Genomic DNA, 14,393 nt, shown 5'->3' with positions numbered 1-14,393 from the left:
ACAATCGTAAATCCATTTCTTTTCACCCAGCGCTGCATGGCGTATAGTTACATTAACGAGGCCAAGAGCAGGCTAAAACAAAGAATGAGGGAAACATGACAACGCAAAAACGCAAGGATGATATTGCTTTCATAGAAGGTCTCGCCGACCTTTTAGAGCGCCGCGACCTTAGCGAGATTGAGGTTTTACGAGAATATGGCGCAGATGATAGCTTGAACGTGCGCGTATCACGAACCGCATCGGCCGCGATGGTTCCAGCCGCACCGATCATCCAACAGGTTGCCGCGCCTACCCCACACGCCCCTGCCGCTGTCGCAACGGGGTCAAGTGATGCCACCGATGCATCCGATCCTGCAAGCCATCCCGGAGCGGTGACCTGTCCAATGGTGGGTACGATTTATATGCAGGCAGAGCCCGGAGCGCCGGCCTTCATTTCAACGGGCGCTCAAATTAACGAAGGCGACACGTTGATGATCGTCGAAGCCATGAAAACCATGAACCATATTCCAGCCCCAAAATCTGGAACAATAAAGCGCATTTTCGTTGAAGACGGCGCCGCGGTCGAATTTGGAACGCCGCTGGTCATTATCGAGTAAGGCGATTTGATGTTTGAAAAAGTACTTATTGCAAATCGGGGCGAAATCGCGCTGCGGGTCATAAGAGCCTGCCGTGAAATGGGCATAAAATCAGTCGCAGTGCATTCCACTGCGGATAGCGATGCGATGCATGTGCGAATGGCGGATGAATCGGTTTGTATTGGGCCGCCGAGCAGTGGCGCAAGTTATTTATCCGTACCCGCGATTATCTCAGCCTGTGAGATCACCGGCGCCCAGGCAATTCACCCCGGCTACGGCTTTCTATCGGAAAATGCGCAATTCGTTCAAATCGTAGAGGATCATGATTTAACCTTTATTGGCCCAACCGCAGAGCATATTCGCATCATGGGCGATAAGATTTCAGCCAAAGACACGATGAAAGCCCTTGGCGTGCCCTGCGTACCCGGTTCAGATGGCGGCGTTGCAACCCTGCAAGAGGCCTATCGCATTGGTACAGAATTTGGCTATCCAGTGATTATCAAAGCCACTGCAGGAGGCGGCGGGCGCGGCATGAAAGTTGCCCAAAACGAAGCCGAGATGGAACAGGCATTTATGACCGCACGCGCAGAAGGCAAGGCGGCTTTTGGCAATGATGAAGTTTACATAGAAAAATATCTTACGACTCCGCGCCATATTGAAATTCAAGTATTTGGCGACGGAAAAGGCAAAGCGGTTCACCTTGGTGAAAGAGATTGCTCGTTGCAGCGCCGACATCAAAAAGTATTCGAAGAGGCCCCGGGCCCCTCTATCTCAGCTGAAGAACGCGCCGCAATCGGAAAAGTATGCGCCGACGCCGTTGCTAAGATCAATTATATTGGCGCTGGAACTATTGAATTTTTATACGAAAATGGCGCCTTTTACTTCATCGAAATGAACACGCGTTTGCAAGTTGAACATCCGGTTACAGAGGCAATTTTTGGCGTGGATCTGGTGCGCGAACAAATTCGCGTTGCCAGCGGCCTTGAGATGAGCTTTTCGCAATCAGACTTAAGTATTGATGGGCACGCGATAGAAGTGCGGATCAACGCTGAAAAACTGCCCAACTTTTCACCCTGCCCCGGTAAAATCACCGCCTATCATGCCCCTGGCGGCTTGGGCGTGCGCATGGATAGCGCGCTCTACGCTGGCTATTCCATTCCGCCCTATTATGATAGTTTGATTGGAAAACTCATCGTGCATGGGCGCGACCGCCCCGAGGCATTGGCGCGCCTAAACCGCGCCTTGGCTGAATTGATCGTTGATGGTGTCGATTCAACCATTCCGCTTTTTGAAGCGCTTCTGAACGCACAAGAGGTGTTGAGTGGAGATTACAATATTCACTGGCTAGAGGATTGGTTGGAATCGCAGGATTTTGACTAGAGTTAACAATGTTTGGGATATTTTCCATAGAAACGCCCTTCATTTTGGCAAAAACTAACCGCATAGACATGCGGCTTGGACCGCTGAAATAAGGGGCGATACGCGTGATGGCAAATGACGCTTTTGCCCCTGAATTCTTGTTACAAGCCTATCGACAAGGCGTTTTTCCAATGTCGGAGGGGCGGAATGATCCAGATTTATTCTGGGTTGATCCAAAGTTTCGCGGTATATTTCCGCTGGGTAATTATCACATCTCGCGTAGTTTAGGCCGCAGGATCCGTCAGGAAAATTACGAAATTCGGATCAATTCAGCGTTTCCTGACGTGATGCAAGCCTGCGCTGAGCGCAGCGAAACTTGGATCAGCACGCGCATTTTCAACCTCTATTGCGAATTGGCCAAATTAGGCCATGCCCATTCCCTGGAAGTCTGGCAAAAGGGAAGCATGGCCGGAGGTGTTTATGGGCTAACGATCGGAGCTGCCTTTTTTGGTGAGAGCATGTTTTCTAAGCAAACGGATGGATCAAAAATCGCGCTGGCTTATCTTATACATCGATTAAAGCACACAGGGTTTAAGCTTTTTGACACTCAATTTATAACGCCGCATTTGCAATCGCTGGGAGCCGTCGAAATCAGCCGCGCCGATTATCATAAAAAGTTACAGCATGCCCTGCGTAACAATGGCGATTTTTTAAATAGAGATTATTCTGTAGACGCTTCAGACATTGCACAGCGCAAAACCCAAACATCATAACGTCGATGATCCAGTGGATTTAATGCCGGTGAAGAGGCCACCATCCACCCCATAAATACTGGCGGTTGAAGCGGATCCTCAGAAATTGTAAGATAAGCAAACGCATCGCCCATCGGATTATCGACCGGATAGCGACATTCGGATAATGCTACATTCAACGCGCCAAGTTCAATAGAAGACCCGGCGCGCAGCGGGAAATCTTGTATATCGCCGCTGACTTTATCTAATCCGCGCAGTACCGCTCCATCCGCTGTTTGTACGGCGGATTGCGCCTGCCCATCCTGGGCGCAAATAGCGAACCCGATCAAAAAACCAAAAAAGCCGAACCGCATCAGTTTTGGCCGCTAGACACGAACTTCAACAACAATTGAATTAAGCTAACCGAGCCTTGCGTGTCGATAATCTCGTCACCAGCCTCTAAATAATCAAACGAGGCACCGGGGATAACTTCGATAAAGCTACCACCCAAAAGGCCTTCTGAAGCCACAGCCAAAGCACTGTCATCGGGAATTCGAACGTCATTTCTGACCGACAGGATAGATTCAGCGCGGTAAGTTTCGGAATTCAACTTCAAATCGCTGATCGTGCCAATTTTCACGCCGGCGAGGCGAATGTCAGTACCAACACTGATCCCCTCGGCCGAGCGGAAAGACGCCGAAATCGGATATGAAGAAGATGATCCAGACAATCCGGTTGATTGGGCTAAGAATACCGCGAACCCCACTGCGAGGGCTAAAACCACCCCGCCAACGGCAATTTCAAGACGGTTTTCAGACATGCTAAAGCTCTCCGCTACCCTTCTGGTTGCCACGCTTCATAATCTTGTGCGGGCTTGGGGGACTGGAGGCGTAAGGATCCTGCGGGGGCGTAGGCAGATTGCGTGCCCGTCAAATTTTCTTGATGCGCCTTTTCCCAGGTTTTACGCTTTAACGGCGCAACATTGGGAGGATCGTTCCAAGTATGATGAAGCCAACCATGCCAATCAGGGCTAACCCGACTGGCTTCGATTTCTCCGTTGAAAATAACCCATCGGCGGCTATCGTCAGCATTTTGGTAATAGGTATTGCCCTGTTCATCCATGCCCACTTTAAGCCCTTTGCGCCATGTAAACAGCTGCGTGTTTAAGGTTTGACCCTGCCACCACGTAACCGCCCTTAGCAGGCTTTTCAAAACACCCATGAAACTCTCCAAATCGCAAATAATCTCATTTACCCTATCGCTCTATAAGGTTGCACCCTGAAGGTAAATAACCGAATTCACGCCCCCCTAGCTTCAACCCTAACCAGCGGTAGCTGATTCTTTTTTAGCATCAGAATAAATCATCAAAGGCGCCACATCGGAATTAACCGAATCTTCATTCACAACAACCTCTTGGACCTCGTCCATGCCTGGCAAGTCAAACATCGTATCCAGCAGGATATCTTCCAGAATTGACCGCAATCCACGAGCACCTGTTTTACGCTTAATCGCCCGTTGCGCGATTGCCTCGAGCGCCTCATCGGTAAATGTCAGATTTGTTTCTTCCAGCTCAAACAAACGCTGATATTGCTTCACCAACGCATTTTTAGGCTGCGTCAAAATCGTAACCAGCGCGTCTTGATCCAGATCTTCTAGCGTCGCCAAAACTGGCAGGCGCCCAACAAATTCAGGAATAAGGCCAAATTTCAGAAGATCTTCGGGTTCTAAATCTTGGAAAACCTCGCCCACACCGCGCTCATCATTATCGCGCACATCGGCGCCAAACCCCATCGCGCTGCCTTTGCCACGCTGTGCAATGATCTTATCCAAACCGGCAAAAGCGCCACCACAAATGAATAAAATATTGGTCGTATCAACTTGTAAAAATTCTTGCTGCGGATGCTTTCGTCCCCCTTGCGGAGGCACGCTTGCCACGGTGCCCTCCATAAGTTTCAGCAAAGCTTGCTGAACCCCCTCACCCGATACATCCCGGGTGATCGATGGGTTTTCAGATTTCCGCGTTATTTTATCAACTTCATCTATATAAACGATGCCACGCTGCGCGCGCTCGACATTATATTCAGAAGCTTGCAGAAGCTTCAAAATAATATTTTCAACATCCTCGCCCACATAGCCCGCTTCGGTCAGCGTGGTTGCATCCGCCATTGTAAAGGGCACGTCTAAAATCCGTGCCAAGGTTTGGGCCAGCAAGGTTTTCCCGCAGCCGGTTGGCCCGATCAGCAAAATGTTGGATTTTGACAATTCGATATCGCCCGATTTAGCAGCGTGGTTCAAACGTTTATAATGGTTGTGAACCGCCACAGATAAGACACGTTTGGCAATGCTTTGACCAATCACGTAATCATCAAGAACGCCGCAAATTTCGCGCGGCGTTGGAACCCCTTCTGAGGATTTCAACCCCGAGCTTTTGGTTTCCTCGCGGATGATATCCATGCAGAGCTCGACGCATTCGTCACAAATGAACACAGTCGGCCCAGCGATCAGCTTTCGCACCTCATGCTGGCTTTTACCGCAGAAGCTGCAATAAAGAGTATTCTTACTTTCACCACCGGAATTTGATGCCATGTTCTACCCTTTTGGATTTTCAAAATCCCAAAAACTTTACGCGTCTACATATACTGCCTGCTAGCTTAAGCTAGGCATGGCGGCTCTACAATGCCAAAATTTTGCTTCCAACCTCCTGCGCTTGCGGGCGCTGTCACAAGCCGAACCCTATTCCGCGTCATCTTTCGCGCGATTAGTCACGATTTCGTCAATTAACCCCCAGTCTTTGGCATCTTCAGGAGACATAAAATTATCGCGCTCGAGCGCGGTTTCAACCTGATCAAGATCCTGCCCGGTATGCGTGACATAGATTTCATTGAGGCGTTTTTTAAGCTTCAATGTTTCTTCAGCGTGTATCATGATGTCAGTGGCTTGCCCCTGATATCCACCAGAGGGTTGGTGTACCATAATCCGACTATTTGGAAGCGAGAAGCGCATGCCTTTTTCACCTGCCGTAAGCAGTAGGGACCCCATCGAAGCCGCCTGCCCTATCACAAGCGTTGAAACTTTTGGTTTGATATATTGCATCGTATCGTAAATCGACAATCCACTGGTCACTACACCGCCCGGGCTGTTGATATACATGCTAATCTCTTTAGAAGGGTTTTCCGCCTCTAGATGTAGCAACTGCGCAACGATCAAGCTGGACATCCCGTCATGGACGGGACCACTGAGAAAAATGATCCGCTCTTTCAAAAGCCTTGAGAAGATATCATAGGCGCGCTCGCCGCGGCTGGTTTGCTCAACCACCATCGGAACCAAGCTGTTCATATATGTGTCTATTGGATCTTTCATTCTGCCCTGCCTATTCTTAAGGATATCTGACTAGTACGAGTCTTAGTACTGCAACCCCCGCTCTGCAATAGCTCACGCAGATTAAACCTGCTTCCGAGGCAAGCATCTCGTTCGTTTTAGACAAAACCCGCGCTTTTTAGGTGAAATTTACCGCTCTTAAGCTTCATATGCTTTTCAAATTAAAACCAAAACTCGTTTGTTTTTATCGTCTTGAAATCATCCTCTTTAGGACTAACTCACAAGAATGGTTACGGCGGAATTTTCAATGCAGGTGTGTTCAGGATCGCGAGAAGAGGCCCTTGTGCTTTTGGCCGCTTTTTTACCAAAAGCTGGCACATCCTATACAAGAAACCGAAACTTTGACCTGGGCGCGGGCCAGCATAAACATGTGTCGCAGCTCTCTGCTTATATAAAACGCCGCATTATAACGGAAGAAGACGTTTTGAAGAAAGTGCTGTCAGCGCATTCTCTCAACGAGGCGGGAAAGTTCATTGATGAGATTTTTTGGCGCACATACTTCAAGGGATGGCTCGAAAGCAGGCCCCATATTTGGATGCAATACTGCGCCGATGTGCATCACCTAACCCATGAGTTGCAAACTCAATCAGGCCTGCGCGATCGTTGGGCGGCCGCCTGCCTGGGCGAAACCGGGATAGATTGCTTTGATGCATGGGCAAAAGAACTGGCCGAAACCGGATATCTGCACAATCATGCGAGAATGTGGTTTGCCTCAATCTGGGTTTACACGCTGCAGTTGCCCTGGCAATTGGGCGCTGACTTTTTTTTGCGGCACCTTCTGGATGGCGATGCTGCCTCAAACACGTTGAGCTGGCGCTGGGTGGTGGGGTTACATTCTGTTGGGAAAACCTATCTGGCGCGCGCCGAAAATATTCAACGCTTTACCAATGGCAGGTTCGTCCCAAAAGGATTGGCGCAGGTCGCGCCGCCGCTGAACGACACCGCGAGCACGATGGCTCCTAAAATAATAGACCCTCCCAATCCTTACCTCGAGGGGCGCAAAACTGGGTTATTGCTTCACTCAGACGATCTAAATATCGCGCATCTCACTCATCGTAGCGACTGCATCGCATCGGCCGCTTATCGCCCGGTTGATGCGGGCACTATGCTGGTTTCGAGCCCGAAATTGCTTGAATTTAACAACGCAGCTTTGGATGCCGCGACAAAGCGTTGGAAACCCAACCTGCTCAATTGCTGCGACGTGACCACCCCCGAGGGGATCTTGTCTTGGGCGCTAGAAAACAAATTAGAGCAAGTAGTCACACCCTACGCCGCCGTAGGGAATACGTCACAGATGCTTGAAAAATGTACACGTCTATTGAGTAATCACGGCGTTCAGTTAACGCAAGTGATGCGCGAGTACGATATTGTTTCTTGGCCATATGCCACAAAAGGCTTCTTCAAATTTAGAGAAAAAATTCCGAAAATCTTAACGTCGCTCTCGATAATTTAACGCGTTTCGGCCAATCGGGCGACATATCGCGCCAGCGTGTCTATTTCTAGGTTGACCAAATCCCCTACAGCCATGTCGTCCCAAGTTGTGACCGTTTTGGTGTGGGGAATAAAATTGACGCCGAAGCTTTCATCCCCAACCTCATTCACCGTTAGCGAGGTGCCGTTCAAAGCCACCGACCCTTTTGGGGCAATAAAACGCGCAAGATCTTTCGCCACTTTAAATTCAACCCGCGTGCTGTCGCCATCCTCGGTGATGGCCGTGATTTCAGCGATACCATCAACATGGCCCGATACAATATGCCCGCCAAGTTCATCGCCCAATTTGAGCGCACGCTCGAGATTCACGCGCCCTCCTTCAACCCAAGCGGATCTGCTGTTTGTCGCGGTATCAGACGGCCCAATATTGGTTTTTGAAACCGTTTCTGCACTAATATCAACATCAAACCAGCCGTCGCCAAAATCAACAACGGTCAGGCACACCCCATTGCACGCGATGGAAGCACCCAGGGCGATCGTTTCATGGTCATAGCTGGTTTTTAACCTTGCTCTGATATCGCCGCGTTGTTCAACGCGTTCAATTTGCCCAATATCTGTGATGATCCCAGTAAACATTGTTCGGTGACTCCAAATTTTCTTATCTTCGCCGCAATTATGCCAAAAAATTAGCGCATTTGAGCGACAGCCCTTAGCTTGCATAGATATGGATCATTTCACGCTCATGAACAATGACCTGCAGAAAAAACGTATGTTTCTTTTTTTACAAGGGCCGCATGGACCTTTTTTTTCACAGCTGGCAGGTGCGCTTGAAAGCTATGGCCACAGCACCTGCCAAATTGGATTCAATCAGGGCGATAAAATCTTTTGGGCAAACAAACAAAATTTTGTGGCTTTCACGCTGCCGCTTGAGGCCTGGAGCGGGTTTTTCCAACGACAAATTCGAGACAAGCAGATCACAGATCTTGTGATCTATAACGACACGCGCCCCTTCCATAAAACCGCCATTCAAGCCGCGCATGCCAAAGGTATAAACGTTCATATCTTTGAAGAAGGCTATTTAAGACCCTATTGGATCACCTATGAGCGCGACGGCAGCAATGGAAATTCAAAATTAATGTCCTTAGCGCAGAGCGCCGTTATTCCAGATCACTTGATCCTCAATCCAGATCCCGTGCCTGCCCCCTGTCATTGGGGGGATATGCGCGAGCATATTTTCTATGGCGCCGTCTATCATTGGTGCATTCTGTGCGCCAATCATCAATTTCCCAATTTCACCTCGCATCGAGAGATCAGCATTAGGAAGGAATTTCGGCTTCATCTGAAGCAATTGATTTTTACGCCAGCGCGAATGGCGGCACGTTTCTGGGCAAATTTAACCTTAAAGTTACGGACCCATCCCTATCATTTGATTTTGATGCAATTGCAGCATGACAGCGCAATTCAAAACCACTCTCCCTTCAAAACGAACGCCAGTTTTCTTGAATTCGTTCTTCGAAGTTTTGCAAATAACGCCGCGCCGCATCATCATCTTGTGATCAAAGCGCACCCTTTGGAAGACGGTCGTTCAGAGATTGCGTATCATTTGCGAAGACTAGGTGCAAAATTCGATATTAACAGGCGTATTCACTATCTTCCCGGCGACAAGCTCGCGCATGTCTTAGATCCCGCACTCAGCGTTGTGACCGTCAATTCAACCGCCGGGCAACAAGCCTTATGGCGAGGTATTCCAGTAAAAACGCTGGGAAAAGCGATTTACAATCAAAATAAATTTGTCTCCGAGCAATCGCTTGATGCGTTTTTTGCAGACCCAAAAGCGCCAAATCTTCCAGCCTATCAGGCGTTTCGAAACTTTTTATTACAGACATCGCAAATACCTGGCGGGTTTTATTCAAAAGCCGGGCGGCAGCAAGCAATTGCCCGCCTTGCAAAGAAAATGTTTCATCCACTAGACCCCTATACCGCCTATTTAACGGGTGAGATCGCCCATAATAAGCAGGATGGTTTAGCAGCCCTACCCTCCGCAGCTGCATTGGTGGCAGCCGAATGATCCCCTTACCTATCGGTTTTATACGGTCGTATCGCTTTCAACCCGCATCGCGCAGATGGCTGGCTCGCCAGATCGCGGCGCTTATCTGTTTAAGCAGCGTTATGGCGTGCGAATTGCCCAGAGTTGGCCCGACACGAGCAGAGATTATTGCCGATTTAAACACAACTGAAAAAAATCTTATTGTCGAAGTTGACGCCGCCGTTGCACGAAAAACCGCTAGTATCTCTGCCTTGGGCTTTTCCAATAAATTCAAATCAGCCGCCATCCTGGGCTCCGATACGATACAGCCTGGTGATACATTAGGCCTGACGATTTGGGAAAGCGTGGAAAGCAGTCTTTTGGCAGCCCAAAACAGCAATTCAACGATCCTTGACGAGGTACAGGTGGATGGCGAGGGGTATATTTTCATTCCCTATGCTGGGCGGATCAAAGCAGCTGGGCATTCGCCTGACTCGATCCGCCAACATTTAACGGAAATCTTGCAGGTGCAAACCCCTGACCCGCAGGTGCAAGTGCGCCGCAGCTCGGGAGATGGCGCGACCGTATCGGTGATTGGCGCCGTGGTGCAACAGGGCATCTACCCCATCGAGCGCCCAACGCGAACGCTGGGTGCCATGCTGGCCCGAGCAGGCGGCGTGACCATCGAACCCGAGGTGGCGCAAATCACCATCTTACGCGGAAGTCTTTTGGAAAAGGTCTGGTTTCAAGACCTTTATAACCACCCGAACACCGATATTCCGCTGCGTGCAGGAGATAGAGTTCTTGTCGAGACCGACACACGCGCCTTCACCTCTTTAGGATCCACGGGCACACAAGCACGTATTGGATTTCCCACGCAAACGATCTCGGCAATCGAAGCCTTGGCCTTGGTGGGGGGCTTATCGCCCGTTACCTCTGACCCACAGGGCATTTTCGTATTTCGCAATGAGGCCGCCAAAACCGCCAATCATGTCTTGGGCCGCTCGGATCTAACTGGCGAGGTTAAAATTGTTTATATTTTGGATTTAACAAAGCCTACAGGCATCTTTATCGCCCGCGATTTCACCATCCGTGATCAAGATACCGTTTACGTTACCGAGGCCGCCTTTACCCAATGGAACAAGCTTATTGCCGCCGTTACCGGATCTTTAGACGCTGTAAACACGATCAACCAATCAGCGAATACGCTCTCGTTAAAACGCTAAGCGATGCAACCCCCTCTCGCTCATAAAAATCGGCGCATGGTTCAATCGCAGCGCCAAAAGAATGTTTTTTGGCATAGTTTAGGGCTTTTACACAACCGCCGCCTGGCGCGTATTCTGGCGCTTTCAGGATATCAGCTAACGCTGGGCCTTCCCTTTGCCCAAGCTGAAGTTCTGATCTGGGGAAAATCGGCGGCCGCGCGGCGCGGCCAAAAGATAGCTCGGCATTTCAACGCACCGCTTTTATATTGCGAAGATGCGTTTTTACGCTCGCTCTTTCCCGCCCGGTTAAGCCAAGAGCCCCCGATCGGCATAATGCTCGACAAACGGGGCTTCCATTACGACCCGGCGCAGCCCAGCGATCTGGAACAAATTCTGCAGCATGCGCCTTTAAACGATCCACAAGAGCTACAGCGCGCAGAAAACGCAATATTTCGCCTTCAAGACCAGCACCTGTCCAAGTATTCAGCCTTTGACCCGCGCTTGCCGCTTCCCGAACCCGGTTTCATTTTGCTGATCGATCAAACCCGCGGCGATGGTGCTGTACGCGCGTCTGGCGGCGGGCAAATAGACTTCGATGCAATGCTTGCGCACGCAAAAGCCCATTTCCCTGATCATAAAATCATTATTCGAACCCATCCAGAAACGCGGCTCAATCTGCGCGAAGGTTATTTTTCTGCGCGGCATTGCGATACCCCACAGATCACGCTTTTTAATTGCGCAACTTCACCCTGGCATCTCTTGGAACGCGCAAAAGCAGTCTATAGTTTTTCTTCCCAGTTAGGTTTTGAGGCGATTTTAGCGGGGCACCGCCCCCATATTTTTGGGCAGCCCTTTTATGCGGGATGGGGCTTAACAGTGGATCACAAGCCTATGCCTTGGCGAAGCCGAAAGCTAAGCTCTCGCCAATTGTTTTTGGCGGCTATGATTAAATATCCAATTTGGTATGATGCCTATCGGGACCGCTTATGCAGTTTAGAAACCACGTTAGACAATTTGGAAGCCGAAACGCGCACGTGGCGCGAAGATCACCAAGGCTGGTCTGCTTCAGGCATTAGCCTGTGGAAACGCCGGCATTTTCGGGCCTTTTTTGGCCGATACAAATCCGTAAAATTTCAAACCACATCCAGCGAAGACCTAAAAGGAAACCCGCGCAAAAGGATGGTTTGGGCCAGCGCAAAACAACCGGCCGGCAAACCTGTCACGCGCATTGAAGACGGGTTTCTGCGCTCGCGTGGTTTGGGTGCTGACTTGGTGCCGCCGCTTTCCCTAATTTGTGACGATCTTGGGATCTATTACGACCCTTCGCAGGAAAGCCGGCTTGAGCGCATATTGTTAAAAATGCCGCCGCTTCGCGCGGATCAAATACGGCGCATCCAAACGCTACAAAGACGGTTGATTGACCATGATCTGACAAAATACAATCTTCATAGAGCCTATAACCTGCAGCAAAAAACAAGCTGCATTCTGGTGCCGGGACAAGTTGCCGATGATGCCTCTGTGCTGTGCGGCGGTGGCCCAAAGGGTGACAATCTATCGCTTTTAAAGCGCGTCAGGAACGCCAATCCAAACGCCTTTATCCTTTTTAAGCCGCACCCGGATGTGGAAAGCAATTTAAGGCTTGGCGCCTTACCTAAGAAAACCATTTTGCACTTTGCCGATAATTGCCTCGAAAATTGCGGCGCAGCGCAGGCCCTCAGAAGCTGCGATGCGGTGCACACTGGCACATCATTAATGGGGTTTGAAGCGCTGCTGCGCGGTATTTCCGTTACAACATATGGGCAGCCCTTTTATGCAGGCTGGGGGTTAACAAATGATCTAGGGCCCAGAATCACTAGGCGCAAACCCGGCCTAACCTTGCTTGAATTTTTATACGGATGCCACATATTGTATCCGCGCTACTTTGATCCGGTCACGCGCAGGGCTTGCCCAGTTGAAGTGGTGGTGGATCGATTGCTGGACGCCACCGCGCATCGCCCGAGCCAGGCGAACAGAGTGGCCGCAAAACTTCAAGGTTGGTTTGCCAAACCCAATCCGTTTTGGCGTTAAGCCAAAATTTGGACAAAACGAACCTAGCAGCGCCGCCAGATTTGCAATAAATCGGGGCCCACAGCGTGTGCCTTATGCGCAACGAACCGCTTTGCCTGTTTTAAGTGATTGATGGGCAAATCCCCGATCACCGGCTGCGCGCGCGCGCCCAGCACAAGCCCGGCCGTGATGCCAATCAGCTCATCGATCAGATCTTCTTTCAGTAGAGCCGCTGCCAGCGCCCCTCCGCCTTCGCAAAAAACCCGTGTTAGGCCCTTTTGGGCCAAACGCTGCGCAACATCTTTAAGGTCAACATTGTTGTTATCCGCCCTACATTCGATCAACACCGCCCCAAGCTTTTGCCACGCCTGCAAACGCGCGTTATCCGCCTTGGGGCCATGGCAGATCCAGACGGGCACGCTGTTCGCCGTTTGCGCCAAATGATGGGTTTCGGGAAGATCAACGCCATTGCTAACCACAACCCGCACCGGCTGCCGCTCAATGCCTATATCCCGCGCGGTCAGATTGGGATTGTCACGGCGCACCGTCCCCCCCCCCACCAAAACGGCATCATAGCGGGCGCGCATTCCATGCACCCATCGTCGTGCCAATGGCCCGGTGATCCATTGACTTTCGCCATTTTCCATCGCGGATTTGCCATCAAAGCTGGCCGCCATTTTCAACGCTATATGTGGCCTGCCACGCAGGATCCGATTTAAAAAGCCCGCGTGATCCCAGGCAGCGGCCTCAGCCTCTACACCTTCAACAACTTCAATGCCCGCCGCTTTTAATGCCGCCACCCCGCGCCCCGCAACGCGCGGATCTGGATCGGGCGCACCGATCACAACCCGCGCAACCTTGGCCGCAATCAGCGCGTCACAACAGGGCCCGGTCTGCCCTTGATGCGCGCAGGGCTCTAACGTGACAAAGGCCGTGGCACCCGCTGCCAAGGCGCCCGCGCGTTGTAACGCCTGTGATTCGGCGTGAGGACGCCCTCCTATCGCGGTCCAACCGCGGCCAACAACGCGTCCCTCTTTTACGATCACGCAGCCCACTGCCGGATTGGGCCAGCAATGGCCTTGGTTGCGCCGCCCCAAGGCCAGCGCATGGGTCATGAACTGGTGATCTTCCACCGCTCTTGCCTATTCTTCTGTGGGTATATCGGGCCTTAATTCACTGACAAATTTATCAAAATCATCGGCAGCCTGAAAGTTTTTATAAACGCTCGCAAAGCGCACATAGGCCACCGTATCGATGCGCGCCAGCGCTTCCATAACGATCTCACCAATTTTCTTTGAATTGATATCGGTTTCGCCAAGGCTTTCCAGACGCCGCACGATCCCCGAAATCATTTGCTCCATCCGTTCATTTTCAATTGGTCGTTTTTGCAGCGCAATACGAATTGAGCGCTCGAGCTTGTCGCGATCAAAATCTTCACGTCGTCCATTCGACTTGATCACCACAAGATCGCGCAATTGTACCCGCTCATAAGTGGTAAAACGCCCAACGCAAGCAGCACAAAACCGACGGCGTCGAATTGCAACATGGTCTTCAGCGGGTCGGGAATCTTTCACTTGGGTATCAATATTCCCACAGAACGGGCAACGCATTGGCATATCCTTTGGCATAAGACTGGCCCGGG

The 14,393-nt window shown here is 50.7% G+C and carries 15 protein-coding genes; 7 read left to right on the top strand and 8 right to left on the bottom strand.

The annotated features are described in order from the left end of the window. Positions 1 to 95: 95 nt before the first annotated feature. The 3 genes from UM181_13675 to aat all read left to right on the top strand — a co-directional run bounded on the left by UM181_13675 (position 96) and on the right by aat (position 2,707). Positions 96 to 596 carry an acetyl-CoA carboxylase biotin carboxyl carrier protein subunit gene (locus tag UM181_13675; GenBank protein ID WQC62355.1) on the top strand — a complete coding sequence of 167 codons (501 nt, stop codon included), beginning with the start codon at positions 96 to 98 and terminating at the stop codon, positions 594 to 596. A gap of 9 nt (positions 597 to 605) precedes the next feature. Beyond that, a complete protein-coding gene (gene accC, locus UM181_13670) occupies positions 606 to 1,955 on the top strand; it encodes an acetyl-CoA carboxylase biotin carboxylase subunit (GenBank protein WQC62354.1) in 1,350 nt (449 codons plus the stop codon). A gap of 107 nt (positions 1,956 to 2,062) precedes the next feature. After that, positions 2,063 to 2,707 carry a leucyl/phenylalanyl-tRNA--protein transferase gene (gene aat, locus UM181_13665; protein WQC62353.1) on the top strand — a complete coding sequence of 215 codons (645 nt, stop codon included), beginning with the start codon at positions 2,063 to 2,065 and terminating at the stop codon, positions 2,705 to 2,707. Here aat and UM181_13660 read toward each other — a convergent pair. The 5 genes from UM181_13660 to UM181_13640 form a co-directional block, all read right to left on the bottom strand. Further along, the gene (locus UM181_13660; protein WQC62352.1) at positions 2,656 to 3,039 is read right to left on the bottom strand and encodes a DUF2155 domain-containing protein; all 384 of its coding nucleotides are present in this window, start codon (positions 3,037 to 3,039) and stop codon (positions 2,656 to 2,658) included. The two genes, aat and UM181_13660, sit on opposite strands and share 52 nt — an antisense overlap. Next, the gene (gene mlaD, locus UM181_13655) at positions 3,039 to 3,485 is read right to left on the bottom strand and encodes an outer membrane lipid asymmetry maintenance protein MlaD (protein ID WQC62351.1); all 447 of its coding nucleotides are present in this window, start codon (positions 3,483 to 3,485) and stop codon (positions 3,039 to 3,041) included. The genes UM181_13660 and mlaD overlap by 1 nt, the downstream gene beginning before the upstream one ends. Positions 3,486 to 3,499: 14 nt before the next feature. Next, positions 3,500 to 3,886, bottom strand: coding sequence for an NADH:ubiquinone oxidoreductase subunit NDUFA12 (locus UM181_13650; GenBank protein WQC62350.1), 387 nt, complete (start codon positions 3,884 to 3,886; stop codon positions 3,500 to 3,502). A 99-nt stretch (positions 3,887 to 3,985) separates the two neighbouring features. Continuing rightward, complete coding sequence (gene clpX, locus UM181_13645) at positions 3,986 to 5,251, bottom strand: ATP-dependent Clp protease ATP-binding subunit ClpX (protein ID WQC62349.1); 1,266 nt, start codon at positions 5,249 to 5,251, stop codon at positions 3,986 to 3,988. Between the two features lie 147 nt (positions 5,252 to 5,398). Further along, positions 5,399 to 6,025 (bottom strand): ATP-dependent Clp protease proteolytic subunit, encoded by a 627-nt coding sequence (locus tag UM181_13640; protein WQC62348.1) that lies wholly within the window; start codon positions 6,023 to 6,025, stop codon positions 5,399 to 5,401. A 244-nt stretch (positions 6,026 to 6,269) separates the two neighbouring features. On the opposite strand from UM181_13640, the gene UM181_13635 reads away from it, so the two are divergent. Beyond that, entirely contained in the window at positions 6,270 to 7,496 is a 1,227-nt protein-coding gene (locus tag UM181_13635; GenBank protein WQC62347.1) for an FAD-binding domain-containing protein, read from the top strand. Here the strand turns inward: UM181_13635 and UM181_13630 are convergent. Further along, entirely contained in the window at positions 7,493 to 8,110 is a 618-nt protein-coding gene (locus UM181_13630) for a riboflavin synthase (protein ID WQC62346.1), read from the bottom strand. The genes UM181_13635 and UM181_13630 overlap by 4 nt on opposite strands. A 133-nt stretch (positions 8,111 to 8,243) precedes the next feature. Between UM181_13630 and UM181_13625 the strand changes: the two genes are divergently transcribed. The 3 genes from UM181_13625 to UM181_13615 are packed head-to-tail and all read left to right on the top strand — an operon-like array spanning position 8,244 to position 12,772. Next, positions 8,244 to 9,542, top strand: coding sequence for a capsule biosynthesis protein CapA (locus UM181_13625; GenBank protein WQC62345.1), 1,299 nt, complete (start codon positions 8,244 to 8,246; stop codon positions 9,540 to 9,542). Continuing rightward, complete coding sequence (locus UM181_13620; GenBank protein WQC62344.1) at positions 9,539 to 10,726, top strand: polysaccharide biosynthesis/export family protein; 1,188 nt, start codon at positions 9,539 to 9,541, stop codon at positions 10,724 to 10,726. The genes UM181_13625 and UM181_13620 overlap by 4 nt, the downstream gene beginning before the upstream one ends. Positions 10,727 to 10,762: 36 nt before the next feature. Beyond that, entirely contained in the window at positions 10,763 to 12,772 is a 2,010-nt protein-coding gene (locus tag UM181_13615) for a capsular polysaccharide biosynthesis protein (protein ID WQC62343.1), read from the top strand. Positions 12,773 to 12,795: 23 nt separating this feature from the next. On the opposite strand, the gene ribD is transcribed toward UM181_13615, so the two are convergent. Together ribD and nrdR are read right to left on the bottom strand one after the other, a co-directional pair. After that, on the bottom strand, positions 12,796 to 13,866 hold the full coding sequence (gene ribD, locus UM181_13610) for a bifunctional diaminohydroxyphosphoribosylaminopyrimidine deaminase/5-amino-6-(5-phosphoribosylamino)uracil reductase RibD (protein ID WQC64765.1): 1,071 nt from the start codon (positions 13,864 to 13,866) through the stop codon (positions 12,796 to 12,798). Between the two features lie 27 nt (positions 13,867 to 13,893). After that, entirely contained in the window at positions 13,894 to 14,361 is a 468-nt protein-coding gene (gene nrdR, locus UM181_13605) for a transcriptional regulator NrdR (protein ID WQC62342.1), read from the bottom strand. Between the last annotated feature and the right edge of the window lie 32 nt (positions 14,362 to 14,393).

Source organism: Alphaproteobacteria bacterium US3C007 (assembly GCA_034423775.1).
Taxonomy (GTDB): Bacteria; Pseudomonadota; Alphaproteobacteria; order Rhodobacterales; family Rhodobacteraceae; genus Thalassovivens; species Thalassovivens spotae.
This window is presented reverse-complemented; position numbering and strand designations above follow the sequence as displayed.

What these genes read in the sequence shown, in the direction of transcription:
- UM181_13675 (WQC62355.1), top strand. Translation starts at nt 96, where the DNA reads ATGACAACGCAAAAACGCAAGGATGATATTGCTTTCATAGAAGGTCTC.
- accC (WQC62354.1), top strand. Translation starts at nt 606, where the DNA reads ATGTTTGAAAAAGTACTTATTGCAAATCGGGGCGAAATCGCGCTGCGG.
- aat (WQC62353.1), top strand. Translation starts at nt 2,063, where the DNA reads ATGGCAAATGACGCTTTTGCCCCTGAATTCTTGTTACAAGCCTATCGA.
- UM181_13660 (WQC62352.1), bottom strand. Translation starts at nt 3,039, where the DNA reads ATGCGGTTCGGCTTTTTTGGTTTTTTGATCGGGTTCGCTATTTGCGCC.
- mlaD (WQC62351.1), bottom strand. Translation starts at nt 3,485, where the DNA reads ATGTCTGAAAACCGTCTTGAAATTGCCGTTGGCGGGGTGGTTTTAGCC.
- UM181_13650 (WQC62350.1), bottom strand. Translation starts at nt 3,886, where the DNA reads ATGGGTGTTTTGAAAAGCCTGCTAAGGGCGGTTACGTGGTGGCAGGGT.
- clpX (WQC62349.1), bottom strand. Translation starts at nt 5,251, where the DNA reads ATGGCATCAAATTCCGGTGGTGAAAGTAAGAATACTCTTTATTGCAGC.
- UM181_13640 (WQC62348.1), bottom strand. Translation starts at nt 6,025, where the DNA reads ATGAAAGATCCAATAGACACATATATGAACAGCTTGGTTCCGATGGTG.
- UM181_13635 (WQC62347.1), top strand. Translation starts at nt 6,270, where the DNA reads ATGGTTACGGCGGAATTTTCAATGCAGGTGTGTTCAGGATCGCGAGAA.
- UM181_13630 (WQC62346.1), bottom strand. Translation starts at nt 8,110, where the DNA reads ATGTTTACTGGGATCATCACAGATATTGGGCAAATTGAACGCGTTGAA.
- UM181_13625 (WQC62345.1), top strand. Translation starts at nt 8,244, where the DNA reads ATGTTTCTTTTTTTACAAGGGCCGCATGGACCTTTTTTTTCACAGCTG.
- UM181_13620 (WQC62344.1), top strand. Translation starts at nt 9,539, where the DNA reads ATGATCCCCTTACCTATCGGTTTTATACGGTCGTATCGCTTTCAACCC.
- UM181_13615 (WQC62343.1), top strand. Translation starts at nt 10,763, where the DNA reads ATGGTTCAATCGCAGCGCCAAAAGAATGTTTTTTGGCATAGTTTAGGG.
- ribD (WQC64765.1), bottom strand. Translation starts at nt 13,866, where the DNA reads ATGACCCATGCGCTGGCCTTGGGGCGGCGCAACCAAGGCCATTGCTGG.
- nrdR (WQC62342.1), bottom strand. Translation starts at nt 14,361, where the DNA reads ATGCGTTGCCCGTTCTGTGGGAATATTGATACCCAAGTGAAAGATTCC.